The organism is Terrabacter sp. NPDC080008 (assembly GCF_040702505.1).
In the GTDB taxonomy this organism is placed as follows: Bacteria; Actinomycetota; Actinomycetes; order Actinomycetales; family Dermatophilaceae; genus Terrabacter.
The window spans coordinates 61,270-77,043 of sequence record NZ_JBFBLC010000005.1 but is presented as its reverse complement, the minus strand read 5'-3'; the positions used below and the strand labels follow the sequence as shown (position 1 = coordinate 77,043).

8 protein-coding genes and 1 tRNA gene are annotated in these 15,774 nt (G+C 71.1%); 6 read left to right on the top strand and 3 right to left on the bottom strand.

Annotation, left to right across the window (positions count from 1 at the left end; translation table 11 throughout):
• Nucleotides 1-212: 212 nt before the first annotated feature.
• The 4 genes from AB0316_RS14960 to AB0316_RS14945 all read left to right on the top strand — a co-directional run bounded on the left by AB0316_RS14960 (nt 213) and on the right by AB0316_RS14945 (nt 8,610).
• On the top strand, nt 213-5,921 hold the full coding sequence (locus tag AB0316_RS14960; protein ID WP_366273829.1) for a DUF4082 domain-containing protein: 5,709 nt from the start codon (nt 213-215) through the stop codon (nt 5,919-5,921).
• Nucleotides 5,922-6,022: 101 nt separating this feature from the next.
• Nucleotides 6,023-6,101 (top strand) — tRNA-Gln (locus AB0316_RS14955).
• A 58-nt stretch (nt 6,102-6,159) separates the two neighbouring features.
• Entirely contained in the window at nt 6,160-6,765 is a 606-nt protein-coding gene (locus AB0316_RS14950; RefSeq protein WP_366273828.1) for a TetR/AcrR family transcriptional regulator, read from the top strand.
• 363 nt (nt 6,766-7,128) lie between these two features.
• On the top strand, nt 7,129-8,610 hold the full coding sequence (locus tag AB0316_RS14945; protein WP_366273827.1) for a cryptochrome/photolyase family protein: 1,482 nt from the start codon (nt 7,129-7,131) through the stop codon (nt 8,608-8,610).
• A 21-nt stretch (nt 8,611-8,631) separates the two neighbouring features.
• On the opposite strand, the gene AB0316_RS14940 is transcribed toward AB0316_RS14945, so the two are convergent.
• The gene (locus tag AB0316_RS14940; RefSeq protein WP_366273826.1) at nt 8,632-9,438 is read right to left on the bottom strand and encodes a methyltransferase domain-containing protein; all 807 of its coding nucleotides are present in this window, start codon (nt 9,436-9,438) and stop codon (nt 8,632-8,634) included.
• Nucleotides 9,439-9,494: 56 nt separating this feature from the next.
• On the opposite strand from AB0316_RS14940, the gene AB0316_RS14935 reads away from it, so the two are divergent.
• Complete coding sequence (locus AB0316_RS14935; RefSeq protein WP_366273825.1) at nt 9,495-10,025, top strand: MarR family transcriptional regulator; 531 nt, start codon at nt 9,495-9,497, stop codon at nt 10,023-10,025.
• 5 nt (nt 10,026-10,030) lie between these two features.
• On the opposite strand, the gene AB0316_RS14930 is transcribed toward AB0316_RS14935, so the two are convergent.
• On the bottom strand, nt 10,031-10,420 hold the full coding sequence (locus tag AB0316_RS14930) for a VOC family protein (RefSeq protein ID WP_366273824.1): 390 nt from the start codon (nt 10,418-10,420) through the stop codon (nt 10,031-10,033).
• A gap of 129 nt (nt 10,421-10,549) precedes the next feature.
• Here AB0316_RS14930 and AB0316_RS14925 point away from each other — a divergent pair, with 129 nt between their 5' ends.
• Nucleotides 10,550-13,789 (top strand): M36 family metallopeptidase, encoded by a 3,240-nt coding sequence (locus AB0316_RS14925; RefSeq protein WP_366273823.1) that lies wholly within the window; start codon nt 10,550-10,552, stop codon nt 13,787-13,789.
• 61 nt (nt 13,790-13,850) lie between these two features.
• Here the strand turns inward: AB0316_RS14925 and AB0316_RS14920 are convergent, their stop codons facing one another.
• Nucleotides 13,851-15,746 (bottom strand): ABC-F family ATP-binding cassette domain-containing protein, encoded by a 1,896-nt coding sequence (locus tag AB0316_RS14920; protein ID WP_366273822.1) that lies wholly within the window; start codon nt 15,744-15,746, stop codon nt 13,851-13,853.
• Nucleotides 15,747-15,774: the final 28 nt, after the last annotated feature.

The following is a 15,774-nucleotide window of genomic DNA, read 5'->3' as shown; positions in this document are numbered from 1 at the left end:
GGATCTAGGCTCGCAGACAGGCGTTGCCGGGAGCAGGGGTGGGGGCCCCGACCGGGGTCAAAGGCGCCAGACAACTGGGTGGGGCCGGCGCTCGCGTGCGCCGGGTGTTGAAGGCGGTAGCTATGCGCTCATCAGCCATGTACGACCGGGTCCGTCTGCTGCCGGGGGGCAGGCAGAGGGACGAACGGCAGCGCGCCGGGGCCAGATGGCGGATGCGCACGGCCGTCCTCGCCGTGGCCTCCGTCGTGCTGGGTCTCGGGCTGGTGGCAGGTGTCGTCGGGGGCTCCGCCGAGGCGGCGAACCCCTGCGGGCCTCCCGTGGTCAGCGTCATCGCCTGCGAGAACACGCAGCCCGGGACGGCGCCGAGCAAGTGGCAGGTCAGTGGCGCCGGCGACTCGACGATCCAGGGCTTCGCGACATCGATGAGCGTCAACGTCGGCGAGACGGTGACGTTCAAGGTCAGCACACCGGCAACCTCGTACCACATCGACATCCTGCGAATGGGCTACTACCAGGGCAACGGCGCACGCACCGTTGCCTCCAACGTGCTGCCCTCGGCGACGCTCCCGCAGACTCAGCCCGCGTGCCTGAAGCAGGCCAACACCGGCCTCATCGACTGCGGCAACTGGGCTGTCTCGGCCTCCTGGTCCGTCCCCAGCACTGCCGTGTCAGGCGTCTACCTCGCGCGGCTCGTGCGCAACGACACGGGAGGCGCCAGCCTCATCCCGTTCGTCGTGCGCAACGACGCCAGCCACTCCGACCTCGTGGTGCAGACCTCTGACGAGACCTGGCAGGCCTACAACTCCTACGGCGGCAACAGCCTGTACTCGTGCACCGTCAACTGCCCGACCGGCAACCCCGACGCCTACAAGGGCGCATCCAGCGTCTCGTACAACCGACCTTGGCACTCCGCTGCGGACGACAGCGGCCACAGCTGGCTGATGTGGGCCGAGTACCCCATGATCCGCTTCCTCGAGGCCAACGGCTACGACGTGGCCTACACCAGCGGGCTCGACGTCGGCACCTCGGCGGGGGGCGCCTTGCTGAAGAACCACAAGACCTTCCTGTCCGTCGGGCACGACGAGTACTGGTCCGGAACCCAACGAGCCAACGTCGAGGCCGCGCGTGATGCGGGGGTGAACCTCGCCTTCTTCAGCGGGAACGAGGTGTTCTGGAAGACCCGCTTCGACCCGAGCATCGACGGCACGAACACGGCCAACCGAACTCTGGTCTGCTACAAGGAGACGCACTACAACGCGACGGTCGACCCGCAGGACCCGCCCATCTGGACCGGCACCTGGCAGGACCCCCGTTTCAGCCCTCCGGCCGACGGAGGACGACCGCAGAATGCGTTGACCGGCCAGCAGTTCATCGTCAACTCCGGGACGACCGACATCCGGGTGCCGGCGCAGTACTCCAAGCTCCGGCTCTGGCGCAACACGGCCGTGGCCAAGCTGACCTCCGGCCAGACCCAGACGCTGGGCGCCGGCAACGGCACGCTCGGCTACGAGTGGGACATGGACGCCGACAACGGCTTCCGTCCGGCCGGTCTGTTCCGGCTCTCCTCAACCACCTCCACGAGTGCGGAGATCTTCACCGACTACGGAGGGACCACGCAGAGCAACCAGACGGCGACGCACAACCTGACCATGTACCGGGCGTCGAGCGGCGCGCTCGTGTTCGGCGCCGGGACCGTGCAGTGGGCGTTCGGCCTGGACAGCACGGCTGGCACCCCTGACCCCGTGATGCAGCAGGCGACGGTCAACCTCCTCGCCGACATGGGGGCCCAGCCCTACTCGCTGATCAGCGGCCTCTCGGTCGCCTCGGCCTCGACCGACACGACGGCGCCGACGTCGACCATCACCTCGCCGACGAGCGGCACAGCCGTCGGTGACGGCGGGAAGGTCACGATCTCCGGCACTGCCTCGGACACCGGAGGCGTCGTGGCCGGGGTGGAGATCTCAACCGACAACGGCACCACGTGGCACCCGGCCACCGGCACGACGAGCTGGAGCTACACCTGGATCGCACACGGGAACCCGAGCGCCACGATCCGCTCCCGTGCCGTCGATGACAGCGGCAATCTCGAGACCCCTTCGCCAGGCGTCCAGGTCAATGTCGCCTGCACCTGCTCGATCTGGGGAGCTGGTGCGACGCCGGGCACCATCGACTCGGGCAGCGCCACGGCAACAGAGGTCGGCATCAAGTTCCGCTCGGATGCGTCCGGTTTCGTGACGGGGATCCGCTTCTACAAGTCGACCGCGAACACCGGCACCCACGTCGGCAACCTGTGGAGTGCGAGTGGCACCAAGCTGGCGACGGCGACCTTCAGCAACGAGAGCGCGTCGGGCTGGCAGCAGGTGACCTTCTCGACCCCCGTGGCCGTGAACGCGAACACCACCTACGTCGCGTCCTACTTCGCGCCCAAGGGCCACACGGCGGCCGACAGCTCGTACCTCTACCCGCTGCCGTCACCGACCCCCTACGTCAGCGGCACAGTGGACAGCCCGCCGCTCCATGCGCTGCGGAACGTCAGCGGCACGACCAACGGCCTGTTCGTCAACAGCACCACGAGCAAGTTCCCGACCTCGAGCGACAGCGCCACGAACTACTGGGTCGACGTCATGTTCGCCAGCAGCACGGCCGCCGCGACGGTCCCCGGCACTCCCTCAGGAGTCACTGCCACTGCCAGTGACTCCGCCGCGAAGGTGAACTGGACCATGCCCCCCGACGGCGGTAGCCCGATCACGAGCTACACGGTCACGCCATACGTCGGGACGAGCGCCCAGACGCCGATCACCGTCTCGGGGAACCCGCCGTCCACCACGGCCACTGTCTCCGGCTTGGCGAACGGCACGTCCTACACCTTCAAGGTCTCGGCCACCAACGCAGTGGGCGCGGGTCCGGACTCGGCGTCGTCCAACGCCGTGACGCCCAAGGCCATCTCGTGCGCTCCCTGCACCATCTGGCCGGCGTCGACCGTGCCACAGACACCCGACGAGTCCGATCCCCAGTCCACGGAGCTGGGCGTCAAGTTCACGTCAGACGTCGGTGGCCAGGTGACCGGAATCCGCTTCTACAAGGCTTCGACCAACACCGGCACCCACATCGGCAACCTGTGGACCGCCGGCGGCACGAAGCTCGCCTCAGCGACCTTCACCAACGAGACGTCCTCGGGATGGCAGCAAGTCAATTTCGCCACGCCGGTGACGATCACCGCAGGGACCGTCTACGTCGCGTCCTACTTCGCTCCGGTCGGCCACTACGCCGGGGACGGGGGCTACTTCGCCCCCGGCGGCGTGGACAGCCCGCCGCTCCATGCCCTGCAGGACGGCGCAAGCGGAGGCAACGGCGTCTACCGCTACAGCAGCACGAGCAGCTTCCCGAACCTCACCTACCAGTCCGAGAACTACTACGTGGACGTCGTGTTCGCGACTCCGACCGGCCCGACGGCGCCGGCCGCGCCCACGAACGTGAGCGCGACCGCGGGCGACAAGCAGGCAACAGTGTCCTGGACCGCGCCCTCCAACGGCGGCAGCGCCATCACCAGCTACACCGTCACGCCGTACGCCGGAACGACCGCCCTGACACCGACCACGGTGACCGGCAGTCCACCCGCGACCACCACCACCGTGACCGGCCTGACCAACGGCACCGCCTACACCTTCAAGGTCTCGGCCACCAACGCCGTCGGCACCGGTCCGGCATCGGCCGCTTCCAGCGCTGTGACCCCGTCCGGGCCGACAGCCCCGGCCGCGCCCACCAACGTGAGCGCCACCGCCGGCGACAAGCAGGCCACCGTCACCTGGACCGCGCCCTCGAGCGGCGGTAGCGCGATCACCAGCTACACCGTCACGCCCTACGCCGGCACGACTGCGCTGACACCCACGACCGTGAGCGGCAGCCCACCCGGCACCACCACCACCGTGACCGGCCTGACCAACGGCACCGCGTACACCTTCAAGGTGTCCGCCACCAACGCCATCGGCACCGGACCGGACTCCGCCGCGTCCAACAGCGTCACCCCCAGCGGACCCAGCGCCCCGGCTGCGCCCACGAACGTGACGGCGACGGCCGGTGACAAGCAGGCCACCGTCACGTGGACCGCGCCCTCCGACGGCGGAAGCGCCATCACCAGCTACACCGTCACGCCGTACGCCGGCGCCACCGCCCTGACACCGACGACCGTCAGCGGCAGCCCGCCCGCGACCACCACCACCGTGACCGGCCTGACCAACGGCACCGCCTACACCTTCAAGGTCTCGGCCACCAACGCCATCGGCACCGGACCGGACTCCGCCGCCTCGAGCGCTGTGACCCCGTCCGGGCCGACAGCCCCGGCCGCGCCCACCAACGTGAGCGCCACCGCCGGCGACAAGCAGGCCACCGTCACCTGGACCGCGCCCTCCGACGGCGGAAGCGCGATCACCAGCTACACCGTGACGCCCTACGTCGGCACGAGCGCGCAGCCGGCCACCACGGTCAGCGGGAGCCCGCCGGGCACTACGGCGACGGTGACCGGTCTGACCAACGGCACCGCCTACACCTTCAAGGTCTCGGCCACCAATGCCATCGGCACCTCGCTCGACTCGGCTCCCTCCAACAGCGTGACCCCCGCGTCGAGCAACGGCTGCACGGCCTGCACGATCTGGCCCGTCAACGCGACCCCGGCGAACCCGAGTGCCAACGACGGCTCCAGCGTCGAGCTCGGCGTGAAGTTCACCTCGGACATCGACGGGCAGATCACCGGCATCCGCTTCTACAAGGGCAGCGGCAACACCGGAACCCACGTCGGCAACCTGTGGACCAGCAGCGGCACGAAGCTGGCATCGGTGACGTTCTCGAACGAGAGCTCCATCGGCTGGCAGCAGGCGAACTTCTCGACGCCGGTGTCCATCACGGCGGGTACGGTCTACGTCGCCTCCTACTACGCCCCCCTGGGGCACTACGCCGGCGACAACAACGCCTTCGGGACCGCGGGCGTCGACAACCCACCGCTGCACGCCCTGAAGGACGGCGTCAGCGGCGGCAACGGCACCTACGCCTACGGGGGCACCAGCACCTTCCCGAACAACAGCTACGCCTCCAGCAACTACTGGGTCGACGTGGTCTTCTCCGGGAGCACCACGGCGCCTGGCGCGCCGACAGGCGTCAGCGCCACCGCCGGTGACGCGAAGGCGACCGTGTCGTGGACGGCACCGCCCAGCGGGGGGAGCCCCATCACGAGCTACACGGTGACCCCGTACGTCGGCACGACGGCCCAGACCGCCACGACGGTGACCGGCAGCCCGCCGGCCACGACGGCCACGGTGACGGGCCTGACGAACGGGACCGCATACTCCTTCAAGGTCTCGGCGACGAACGCGGTGGGGACGGGCCCCGACTCCGCGGCCTCCAACACCGTGACCCCGTCCGCCACGCCCAGCTGCACGGCCTGCACGATCTGGTCTGCGACGGCGAGCCCTGCCAACCCCAGCATCGCCGACGGGTCGGCCGTGGAGCTCGGCGTGCGCTTCAAGTCCGACATAGCGGGGCAGGTCACCGGCATCCGGTTCTACAAGGGCAGCGGCAACACCGGGACCCACACGGGCACTCTGTGGACGAGCGACGGCACGAAGCTCGCCTCGGCGACGTTCACGAACGAGAGCGCCTCCGGCTGGCAGCAGGTGAACTTCGCCACCCCGGTCGCCATCACCGCCGGCACGGTCTACGTCGCCTCGTACTACGCGCCGGCGGGACACTACGCCGGTGACAACGGCAGCTTCGCCACAGCCGGGGTGGACAACCCGCCGCTGCACGCCCTGCAGGACGGCATCAGCGGGGGTAACGGGCTCTACGCCTACAACTCCGTGAGCACCTTCCCGAACAACAGCTACCAGAGCAGCAACTACTGGGTCGACGTCGTGTTCGCCGGTGGGTGACCCCTCGCGACCCACACTCACCCCGCCCCGCGTCGCACACCACGGGACGGGGTGAGCCCGTGCCTGCACTAGCCTGTGGTCGTCCCGGACGACCGGGACCTTCCCCGGTTGGTCTGTCGGCAGGGCCCGCCTGACTTTGAATCAGGACAAGCGACGCAGGTTCGACTCCTGCCCGGGGAGCGTGAGCGCCGACCGAGCCGACCGAGCCGCACGAGGCACCCGGCCGACCCGTGCCCGCATGACGGGGCCCGAGCGCCGCGAGCAGCTCATCGCCGTAGGTCGGAAGCTCTTCTCCGACAAGGGTTTCGAGGCGACGACGGTCGAGGAGGTCGCCGCCAGGGCCAACGTGTCGAAGCCCGTCGTCTACGAGCACTTCGGCGGCAAGGAGGGCCTCTACGCCGTCGTCGTGGACCGCGAGATCCAGGCCCTCATGGGTGCCATCAGCACTGCCCTCGAGGAGCCGGAGAGCGCGCGGGTCCTGCTCGAGCGCGCGACCCTCGCGCTGCTCGACTACATCGAGAGCGACCCGGAAGGCTTCCGCATCCTCGTGCGCGACTCGCCGCCCGGCCAGTCCACCGGCTCCTTCGCGAGCGTGCTCGACGACGTCGTCGTGCACGTGGAGCACCTGCTGGCAGCGGAGTTCAAGCAGCGCGGCCTGGACGCCAAGGCCGCGCCGATCCACGCGCACATGCTCGTCGGAATGGTCGCCCTGACCGGGCCGTGGTGGCTGGACCGGCGCAAGTTCAAGAAGGACGAGGTGGCCGCGCACCTGGTCAACCTCGCGTGGAACGGCCTGTCGGGCCTGGACCGCAGCCCGCGCCTCGTCACTCCGCGTCGGCACTGACGCCGCGCCCTGAGCCGGAGCCAGAAGCTGCAGGTTTCGCCCTTCCGGACGATCCCCTCCACGAAACCGCCGGAAGGACGAAACCTGGCGGCCCCACCGAGATCGACCAGAGGGACCACTCCCTCCCCTGACCAAGCGGGAGATCCCCGTGGACCGGCCTCCGCGAGAGCCGCCAGCACCTATTCCATGACACCTTCCGGCGAAATGGGCGGAAACGCCGGAAACTCCTGGAAGTTTTTTCCGGCTCCTTCCGGCCACCCGTCAAGGACACCCGACCGCCTCGACGGCCCGCGACGCCGCCCGTGTCCAACCTTGGTCCGCGCAGGTGCGTGATGATGGGCGCGTGCCCGGGGCGACGACGAGATGACGAGACGCTGGCTCTTCGCCGACCAGCTCGGCCCGCACTTCCGCGTGGGTCGCGACGGCGTGCTGCTCGTCGAGAGCCGCCGGGCGCTGTCCCGGCGCCCCTTCCACCGGCAGAAGCTGCACCTCGTGCTGTCGGCGCTGCGCCACCGCGCGGCCGAACTGGGGGACGCAGCGGTCCTGCTGCGTACCAAGACCTACACCGAGGCGCTCGAGCAGCTCGGCGAGCCGGTGACCGTCTACGAGCCGACGTCGTATGCCGCCGAGTCCCTCGTGCGCCGGCTGCTCGCCTCGGGCGTGGTCGAGTCCGTGGACCCCACACCCGGCTACACCCTGCCCCGGGCCGAGTTCGCGCAGTGGGCCGGCGACCGGCGGCGGGTGCGCATGGAGGACTTCTACCGGTTCCAGCGCCAGCGGCTCGACCTGCTCGTCGAAGGCAGCCACCCCGTCGGGGGTCGTTGGTCCTTCGACGAGGAGAACCGTGAGGGGCCGCCGAAGGGCGCCACCCGGCTCGACGTGCCTGCGCCCTACCGGCCCCGCGAGGACGACATCGACGCCGAGGTGCGTGAGGACCTCGACCGCTGGACGCGCGAGGGGGTCCTCTCCCCCGTCGGCGAGGACGGCCCGCGCCTGTTCGCCGTCACGCGTCGTGAGGCGCTGGCCGCCCTCGAGCGGTTCGTCACCCATCGGCTCGGCTCGTTCGGCCCGCACGAGGACGCGATGCTCCGCGGTGACTGGGCGATGGCGCACAGCCTGCTGTCCGTGCCGCTCAACCTGGGCCTGCTGGACCCGCTCGAGGTGGTGGACCGGGCGGTGCAGGCCTACCGCGACGGCAGCGCCCCGCTCGCCTCGGTCGAGGGCTTCGTGCGCCAGGTCATCGGGTGGCGCGAGTACGTCTGGCACGTCTACTGGCACTTCGGACCCACCTACCGGCGCCGCAACGCGCTGCAGGCCCGATCTGCACTGCCCGCATGGTTCGCGGAGCTCGACGCCGACGCGGTGGAGGCCGCCTGCCTGCACGACGTGCTCTCGGGCGTCCGCGAGCGCGGCTGGGTCCACCACATACCGCGCCTCATGGTCCTCGGCAACTGGGCGGCGCAGCGCGGCTACGACCCCGATGCGCTGACCGAGTGGTTCCAGACCCGGTTCGTCGACGGCTACGACTGGGTGATGCCGGCCAACGTCGTCGGCATGAGCCAGCACGCCGACGGCGGCGCCATGGCGACGAAGCCCTACGTTGCGGGCGGCGCCTACATCAACCGCATGAGCGACTACTGCGGCGGCTGCCGCTACGACCCGAGGAAGCGGGTGGGCGAGGACGCCTGCCCCTTCACCGCCGGCTACTGGGCCTACCTCGACCGCAACGCGGCCCGGCTCGAGGGCAACCAGCGGATGGCCCGCCCGCTGCAGCAGCGCGGTCGCCTCGCCGACCTTCCGGACGTCGTCGCCCAGGAGCGCGACCGCGGCAGCGCCGCACCCTGAGCCGCCGCCCCACCAGGGACGTCACGACCGGGTGCGAGCCACCGCGAACGTGCGGGTGAAGGGAAACAGCACCCCGAAGGGCCTGCGGGGGTATGCCGTCTCGAGCTCGCGCTCGTAGTCGGCCGTGAACGCCTCCTGCTCGTCGGCGTCGAGCACCCCGAGCACCGGGCGCAGCCCGGTCCCGCGCACCCACTCCAGCACGGGGTGGGTGCCGTCGACGGGCGCGGGCAGGACGTGCTCGTAGGTGGTCTGCCACACGTCGACGTCCGGCGTGAGGTCGAGGAGCAGGGCGGCATACGTCTGCGGGTCGGCGACGGACCGGGCGCGCTCGAGCCCGGGGCGCAGGTCGTCGGCCCGCGGATGGCGGGCCGCGACCTCGCGCATGAGGCGGTGCGAGGGCGCGTCGAAGTTCGACGGCACCTGCATCGCGAACGTGCCGCCGGGGGCCAGCGCCCCGACCCAGGCCGGGATGAGGCGCAGGTGGGTGGGCACCCACTGCAGGGTCGCGTTCGTGACGAGCACGTCGACGGCGGCGCCGGCCCCCGTCGGGTCCCACTCCTCGGCACGACCCTCGACCCACTCGACGCGCCCGTCGGGGTCCAGCTCGCGCGCCCGCTCGAGCATCTGCGGCGAGTTGTCGACCCCCACGACCCGGGCGTCGGGCCAGCGACGGGCGAGGGCGAGCGTCAGCTCGCCGGGACCGCAACCCAGGTCGACCACGAGCCGTGGGGCGCGGGCGTCGACGCGGCCGAGCAGGTCGGTGAAGGGACGGCCGCGGTGGTCGGCGAAGACGGCGTACTGCCGCGGGTCCCAGGCGGAGTCGGTCATGTCAATCCTCACTTCCTTCGATGTCAAGAGTCTTGACGGCCACTAGGATCTGGTCCATGAGCGCCGACCGCAGGCCCGCCGACGACGTCGACGAGATCGTCGCGGCCTGGCGGCGGGAGCGCCCCGACCTCGACGTGTCGCCGCTGGAGGTACTCTCGCGGGTCTCGCGCCTCGCGCGGCGGCTGGACCTCGCGCGTGGCTCGGCCTTCTCCGAGCACCTGCTCGACGGCTGGGCCTTCGACGTGCTGTCGGCGCTGCGTCGCGCGGGCGAGCCCTATGAGCTCTCCCCCGGCCAGCTCGTGCAGCAGACGCTCGTCACCTCGGGCACCATGACCAACCGCGTCGACCGCCTCGAGCGCAGCGGCTTCGTCGAGCGCCGCCCCGACCCGGGCGACCGCCGTGGGGTGCTCGTGCGGCTGACGCCGGCCGGCCGCGACGTCGTGGACTCCGCTATGGCCGACCTCATCGAGCAGGAGAAGTCGCTGCTCTCCGAGCTGTCCGAGGACGACCGCGCACAGCTCGCGGGACTGCTGCGGCGAATGCTCGCGCCTCTCGAGAAGCGCGAGACCCGCGGCACGTCGGTCTGACGGGCTCACGCCGGCGGCGCTGCCTGCTGGAGCTCGAGCCGGTTGCCCACCGGGTCGGCGGTGTGGAAGCGGCCCAGGCCCGGGATGTTGTCGTCCCAGGTGACCGGCGCACCCGCCGCTTCGACGGCCCGCGCCACGGCATCCACGTCGGCAACGGCGATGCCCGGGTGGGCCTTGCGCGCCGGCACGATGCCCTCCTCGATGCCGACGTGCAGCTCGGCGGCCCCAGCGCGGAACCAGACGCCCCCGCGTGCCTGCAGCCGACCGGGCTTCGGCACCTCCGCCATGCCGAGGACGCCCACATAGAACGCCCGCATGGCGTCCTCGCAGCCGACGGGGCCCGAGATCTGGACGTGGTGCAGGAACATCTCCATGATCCGAAAGTATCTTGACATCAAGACACTTTCAAGATCCCAGAAACCTGAAGGCTACCTGCGCGTATCCTTTGTGCCTCACGCGTCGTTTCTCCTGCACCGGGCCGCCATCGCCGGCGAGGCCCGACGGAGCAACTCCTAGGAGAACGCGTGAACACCACTCGCAAGCACGTCCTGGCCATGGGACTGTGCCTCGTCTCGGCGGCGGCGGGGGCCCCGCTCGCGGCGGCGACGACGACGTCGACCGCCGCCCTTCCGGTGGGCACCTCGCTCACCAACACCATCACCGACACCGTCAGCGACCTGGTCGCGACGCTCGACACCCGCGCCGTCACCAAGGCGGTCGTCCCGACCGGGGCCACCAAGACGGCCGTCGCGGCGCTGTTGAAGACGGCGGGCGCAGGAGCCCGCGCCACGTGGGACGCACGGTTCGGCACGCTGCGCGCGCTGCGGGCCGACGGCTACCTCACTGCCGCCCGCACCGGCAGCGCCGTCGACGTCGCGCGGGGCTGGCTCGCCACGCAGCCGGCCGCCTTCGGCCTCACCGCTGCGCAGGTCCAGGGCCTGGCGGTCGCCCGCGACCACGCCCTCCCAGGCACCGGCACGCACGTGGTCAGCTTCGTGCAGACCTTCGCCGGGGCACCGGCCGCGCGCGGCGGCCGCGTCAACGTGGCGGTGGCCTCCGACGGGCGCGTCCTGTCGTATGCCGGCGAGACCGCCTCCGGGTCCGCCCTCGTCGGGGCCTGGGCCCTCGGCGAGGCCGGCGCCCTGCTCAAGGTCGCGGGCACGCTCGCTCCCGGGACGGCATACGCCCCCGTGGCGGACGGCACGCAGGCCGGGTTCACGACGTTCTCGCGCGGGCCGTTCGCCGGGCCCGGCTACGTGCGCAAGGTCGCCTTCCCGACCAAGGCGGGCCCCGTCGCCGCCTACAAGGTGTTCTTCATCAAGAGCCAGACCGAGGCCTGGGAGGTCATCGTCGACGGCACGACCGGCGCGGTGCTGCACCGGGCAAGCGTCGTCCAGTTCGACGAGGCCCACGGGACGGTCTATGACAACTACCCGGGCGCTGCCAACGGCGGCCAGCCGCGCCAGCAGTCGTTCGGTCCCACCGCGGAGTCCCCCAAGGGCTGGGTCGACCTCACCGGCGCCACCGGAACCGGGGTCACGACCCTCGGCAACAACGCCGACACCTACGCCAACTGGTCGAACTTCCTTGCGCCGGTGGACAACGCGCCCCGGCCGGTCGCACCGACCGGTGCCTTCGACTACGCGTACGCCAACCGCTGGGCGGCGACCAAGGGCCAGACGGTGCCCCCGTCCTACGCCGACGACCTCAACGCAGCGGCCACCAATCTCTTCTTCCAGCACAACCGGATCCACGACGAGTACTACGCGCTCGGCTTCACCGAGACGGCCGGCAACTTCCAGGCCGACAACGGCGGCAAGGGCGGCCAGGGTGGCGACGCGATCCGCGGGCTCGTCCAGGCCGGCGCCGCCTCGGGCGGGGCTCCCACCTACACCGGCCGGGACAACGCGTACATGCTGACCCTCGACGACGGCATCCCGCCGTGGAGCGGCATGTTCCTGTGGGAGCCGATCGACGACGCCTTCGAGGGGCCCTACCGTGACGGGTCGTTCGACATGTCGGTGATCCAGCACGAGTACACCCACGGCCTATCCAACCGCTACGTCGCAAGCGGTGCGGGTCTCGCCTCCCAGCAGGCCGGCTCGATGGGTGAGGGCTGGTCCGACTGGTACGCCCTCAACCACGGCTTCAAGACCGGCCTACTGACCAAGCCGATCGTCGGCGACTACGTCACCGGCAGCCCGACGCGCGGCATCCGCAACTGGAACTATGACCAGAACCCGACGACGTTCGGCGACGTCGGCTACGACTTGACCGGGCCGGAGGTGCACGCGGACGGCGAGATCTGGACCGCCACGCTGTGGGACCTGCGCAAGGCGCTCGTGGCCCGCTACGGCGCAGCCAAGGGCGCCGACGTCGCGGCCCGGCTCGTCACCGACGGCATGCCGCTGACGGCACCGAACCCGTCGTTCCTCGACGCGCGCGACGGCATCCTGAGCGCCGACCTCGACCGCTACCACGGTGACAACACGGCGCTCATCTGGTCGGTCTTCGCCAAGCGCGGCGCAGGCGTCTCGGCGAGCTCGCAGACGGGCGACGACACCGACCCCAAGCCGGCGTTCGACGTGCCGGCCGCGGCGTCCAACGGCACCGTGGCGCTGACGCTCGTCAACGCCACCACCGGCCAGCCCATCTCCAACGCCCGCGTCATCCTCGGCCGCTTCGAGGCCCGCGTCTCGCCGCTCGTGCGCACCGGCTCCACGGGTGGCGCGACGGTCAAGGCCGTCACCGGCACCTACCCGCTGACGATCCAGGCACCCGGGTTCGGCACGCAGACCATCGAGGGCTTCTCGGTGAGCGCCGGCAAGAACGTCGCGAAGAAGATCTCGCTGGCGCCCAACCTCGCCTCGACGGCGGCAGGCGCCCAGGTCGTCTCGGTGTCGAACCAGGACGACGGCGCACCGGCGAAGTTCGCCTTCGACGACACCGCCGCCTCGGTGTGGTCGACGAAGGCCGGCTCGACGGCGTACAACGCGGGCCCCGACGAGCGGGTCACCGTCAAGCTCGCCGCCCCGGCGACCGTGAGCTCGGTGCGGGTCAGCGCGTACAAGGCGACCAACGCCTCGCGCTTCGCCGCGCTCAAGGGGTTCACGGTGCAGACCTCGCTCGACGGAGTCACGTGGACGACGGCCCGCACCGGAGCCTTCGGCTACCAGGCTCCACGCCCGACCGCGCCCGACCTCAACTACACGACGTTCCCGCTGAGCACCCCCACGAAGGCCGCGTACCTGCGCTTCTTCATCGACTCCGTGCAGGGCGACACGACGACGTACGCCCAGGTCGCCGAGATCGAGGCGTTCGGCTCGGGCGCCACGGTCGCGAACGGCACCGTCCCGACTGACGCGCCGTACACGGACAAGGGCACCATCACGGCCAACAACCCGGCCGCGGGCGACCCGACCGGCCTGCAGAACGTCTTCGGAGTGACCGGCACGGAGATGAACACGGCGTGCACCTTCCCGCCGGCGTCGCAGGGCGTCGACGGCTGGGTGACGAAGCTCCCGGCCGGCTTCTCCGACGGGCTGCACTCGGTCTCGGTCAAGGGCACGAGCCCGCTCGACGACACCGTCGGGCACGACCTCGACCTCTACTTCCTCGACAGCTCGTGCGCGCTGACGGGGTCGGCGGCGACGTCCTCGGCGGACGAGTCGGCGCCCATCCCGCCCGGCACCGTCTACGTGCTGAGCCAGCTCTACACGGGAGCGAACGTCACCGTCGACGTCACGGCGGTCGACAACCGCTGACGCCGTCGACGCAGAACCGAACGGGAGGGCCGCTCGCGCACGCGAGCTGCCCTCCCGCTCGTCAGCCAACGACCTCCGCGGCCTCCAGCCACTCGAGCTCGAGCTCCTCGCGCTCGGCGACCACCGCCTGCAGCTTCGTGTTGAGGTCGGCCAGTGCCGCCGGGTCGGTCGCCTTCTCGGCCATATCGCCGTGCAGCCGCTCCTCCCGCTCCTGCAGGCGGGAGAGCTGCTTCTCGATGCGCGCCATCGACTTGCGCGCCTCCCGCACCTGCGCCGGGTTCGCGGTCGACGTGGGCTCCTGCCGTATGCCGTCCGCCGCGGGCGCCGTGCCGGGTGAGCCGCCGCTGGGGCCGCCGCTGGAGCCACCGCTCGAACCCGTCCGCGCCGACGCTCCCGCGACCTGCGCCGCGATCGCCGCGTGCCGAAGTCGCAGGTACTCCTCGACGCCTCCGGGCAGCTCGCGGACGCGGCCGTCGCCGAGCAGGGCCAGCTGCTTGTCGGCGACACGCTCGAGCAGGTAGCGGTCGTGCGAGACGACGACGAGCGTGCCGGCCCAGCCGTCGAGGACGTCCTCGAGCGAGGTCAGCGTCTCGATGTCGAGGTCGTTGGTCGGCTCGTCGAGGATGAGGACGTTGGGCTCGGTGAGGAGCAGCCGGGTCAGCTGGAGCCGGCGGCGCTCGCCACCGCTGAGGTCACCGACGCGCGACTGCTGGCGTCCGCCCGGGAAGCCCAGCCGGGTCGCGAGCTGGCTCGCGCTGATCTCCTTGTCGCCCAACGTCGTCCACTGCTTGACGTCCTCGATGGCCTCGATGACCCGCCACTGCTCGAAGCGCTCGAGCTCGCGCACCTCCTGCGTGAGGTGGGCGATGGCGACCGTCTTGCCGACCTTGCGCCGGCCGCTGTCGAGCGGGATCTCGCCCGTGAGGGCGCGCAGCAGCGTCGACTTGCCGGCGCCGTTGACGCCGATGATGCCGACGCGCTCCCCCGGCGCCAGCCGCCACGTGACATGGTCGAGCAGGCGGCGCTGGTGCGGCGGTTCGCCGACGGACACCGTGACGTCCTCGAGGTCGAGCACGTCCTTGCCGAGGCGCCGGCTGGCGAACGACGCGAGCTCCACACTGTTGCGCGGGGCCGGCTCGTCGGCGATGAGGGCGTTGGCCGCCTCGATGCGGAACTTCGGCTTGCTCGTGCGGGCCGGCGCTCCGCGGCGCAGCCAGGCCAGCTCCTTGCGCATGAGGTTGGAGCGCCGGTCGGCGACGACCCCGGCGAGGCGGTCCCGCTCGGCCTTCGCGAGGACGTAGGCGGCATACCCGCCCTCGAAGGCGCTCACCTTCCCGCCCTCGACCTCCCACGTCAGGGTGGCGTACGCGTCGAGGAACCAGCGGTCGTGCGTGATCGCGACGGTGGCGTTGCCGGGGCGCGGGCGCTTCGTGGCCAGGTGGTCGGCGAGCCAGGCGACGCCCTCGACGTCGAGGTGGTTGGTCGGCTCGTCGAGCAGCAGCAGCTCCGGGTCGGCGACGAGCAGGCGGGCCAGCGCCAAGCGGCGCCGCTCACCACCGGACTTGGGGCCGACCCGGCTGTCGAGGCCGCCGACGTTCTGCGCCTCGATGCCGCCGAGCAGGCCGGTCAGCACGTCGCGGATGCGGGGGTCACCCGCCCAGACGTGCTCGGGAAGGTCGCCGAGAACGGCCTCGCGAATCGTCCACTCGGGGTCGAGCGCGTCGTCCTGGCTCAGCATGCCGATGCGGATGCCGTCGGCGCCGCCCTGCTTGGTGATGCGGCCGGAGTCCGGCTCCTGCAGCCCGGCCATGACGCGCAGCAGGGTCGACTTGCCGCCGCCGTTGACGCCGACCACGCCGATCCGGTCGCCGGTGAGGACGCCGAGGCTGACGTCGTCGAGGACGTGGCTGGTGCCGAAGACGAGGGAGACGCGTTCGAGGGAGATCAGGTTTGCCATCGACCACTGACCCTATGCGCTGGCGGCC

Excerpts from the sequence above, each read along its gene's own strand:
- AB0316_RS14945 (WP_366273827.1), top strand. The coding sequence starts at position 7,129 with ATGACGAGACGCTGGCTCTTCGCCGACCAGCTCGGCCCGCACTTCCGC.
- AB0316_RS14960 (WP_366273829.1), top strand. The coding sequence starts at position 213 with ATGCGCACGGCCGTCCTCGCCGTGGCCTCCGTCGTGCTGGGTCTCGGG.
- AB0316_RS14950 (WP_366273828.1), top strand. The coding sequence starts at position 6,160 with ATGACGGGGCCCGAGCGCCGCGAGCAGCTCATCGCCGTAGGTCGGAAG.
- AB0316_RS14920 (WP_366273822.1), bottom strand. The coding sequence starts at position 15,746 with ATGGCAAACCTGATCTCCCTCGAACGCGTCTCCCTCGTCTTCGGCACC.
- AB0316_RS14930 (WP_366273824.1), bottom strand. The coding sequence starts at position 10,420 with ATGTCAAGATACTTTCGGATCATGGAGATGTTCCTGCACCACGTCCAG.
- AB0316_RS14935 (WP_366273825.1), top strand. The coding sequence starts at position 9,495 with ATGAGCGCCGACCGCAGGCCCGCCGACGACGTCGACGAGATCGTCGCG.
- AB0316_RS14940 (WP_366273826.1), bottom strand. The coding sequence starts at position 9,438 with ATGACCGACTCCGCCTGGGACCCGCGGCAGTACGCCGTCTTCGCCGAC.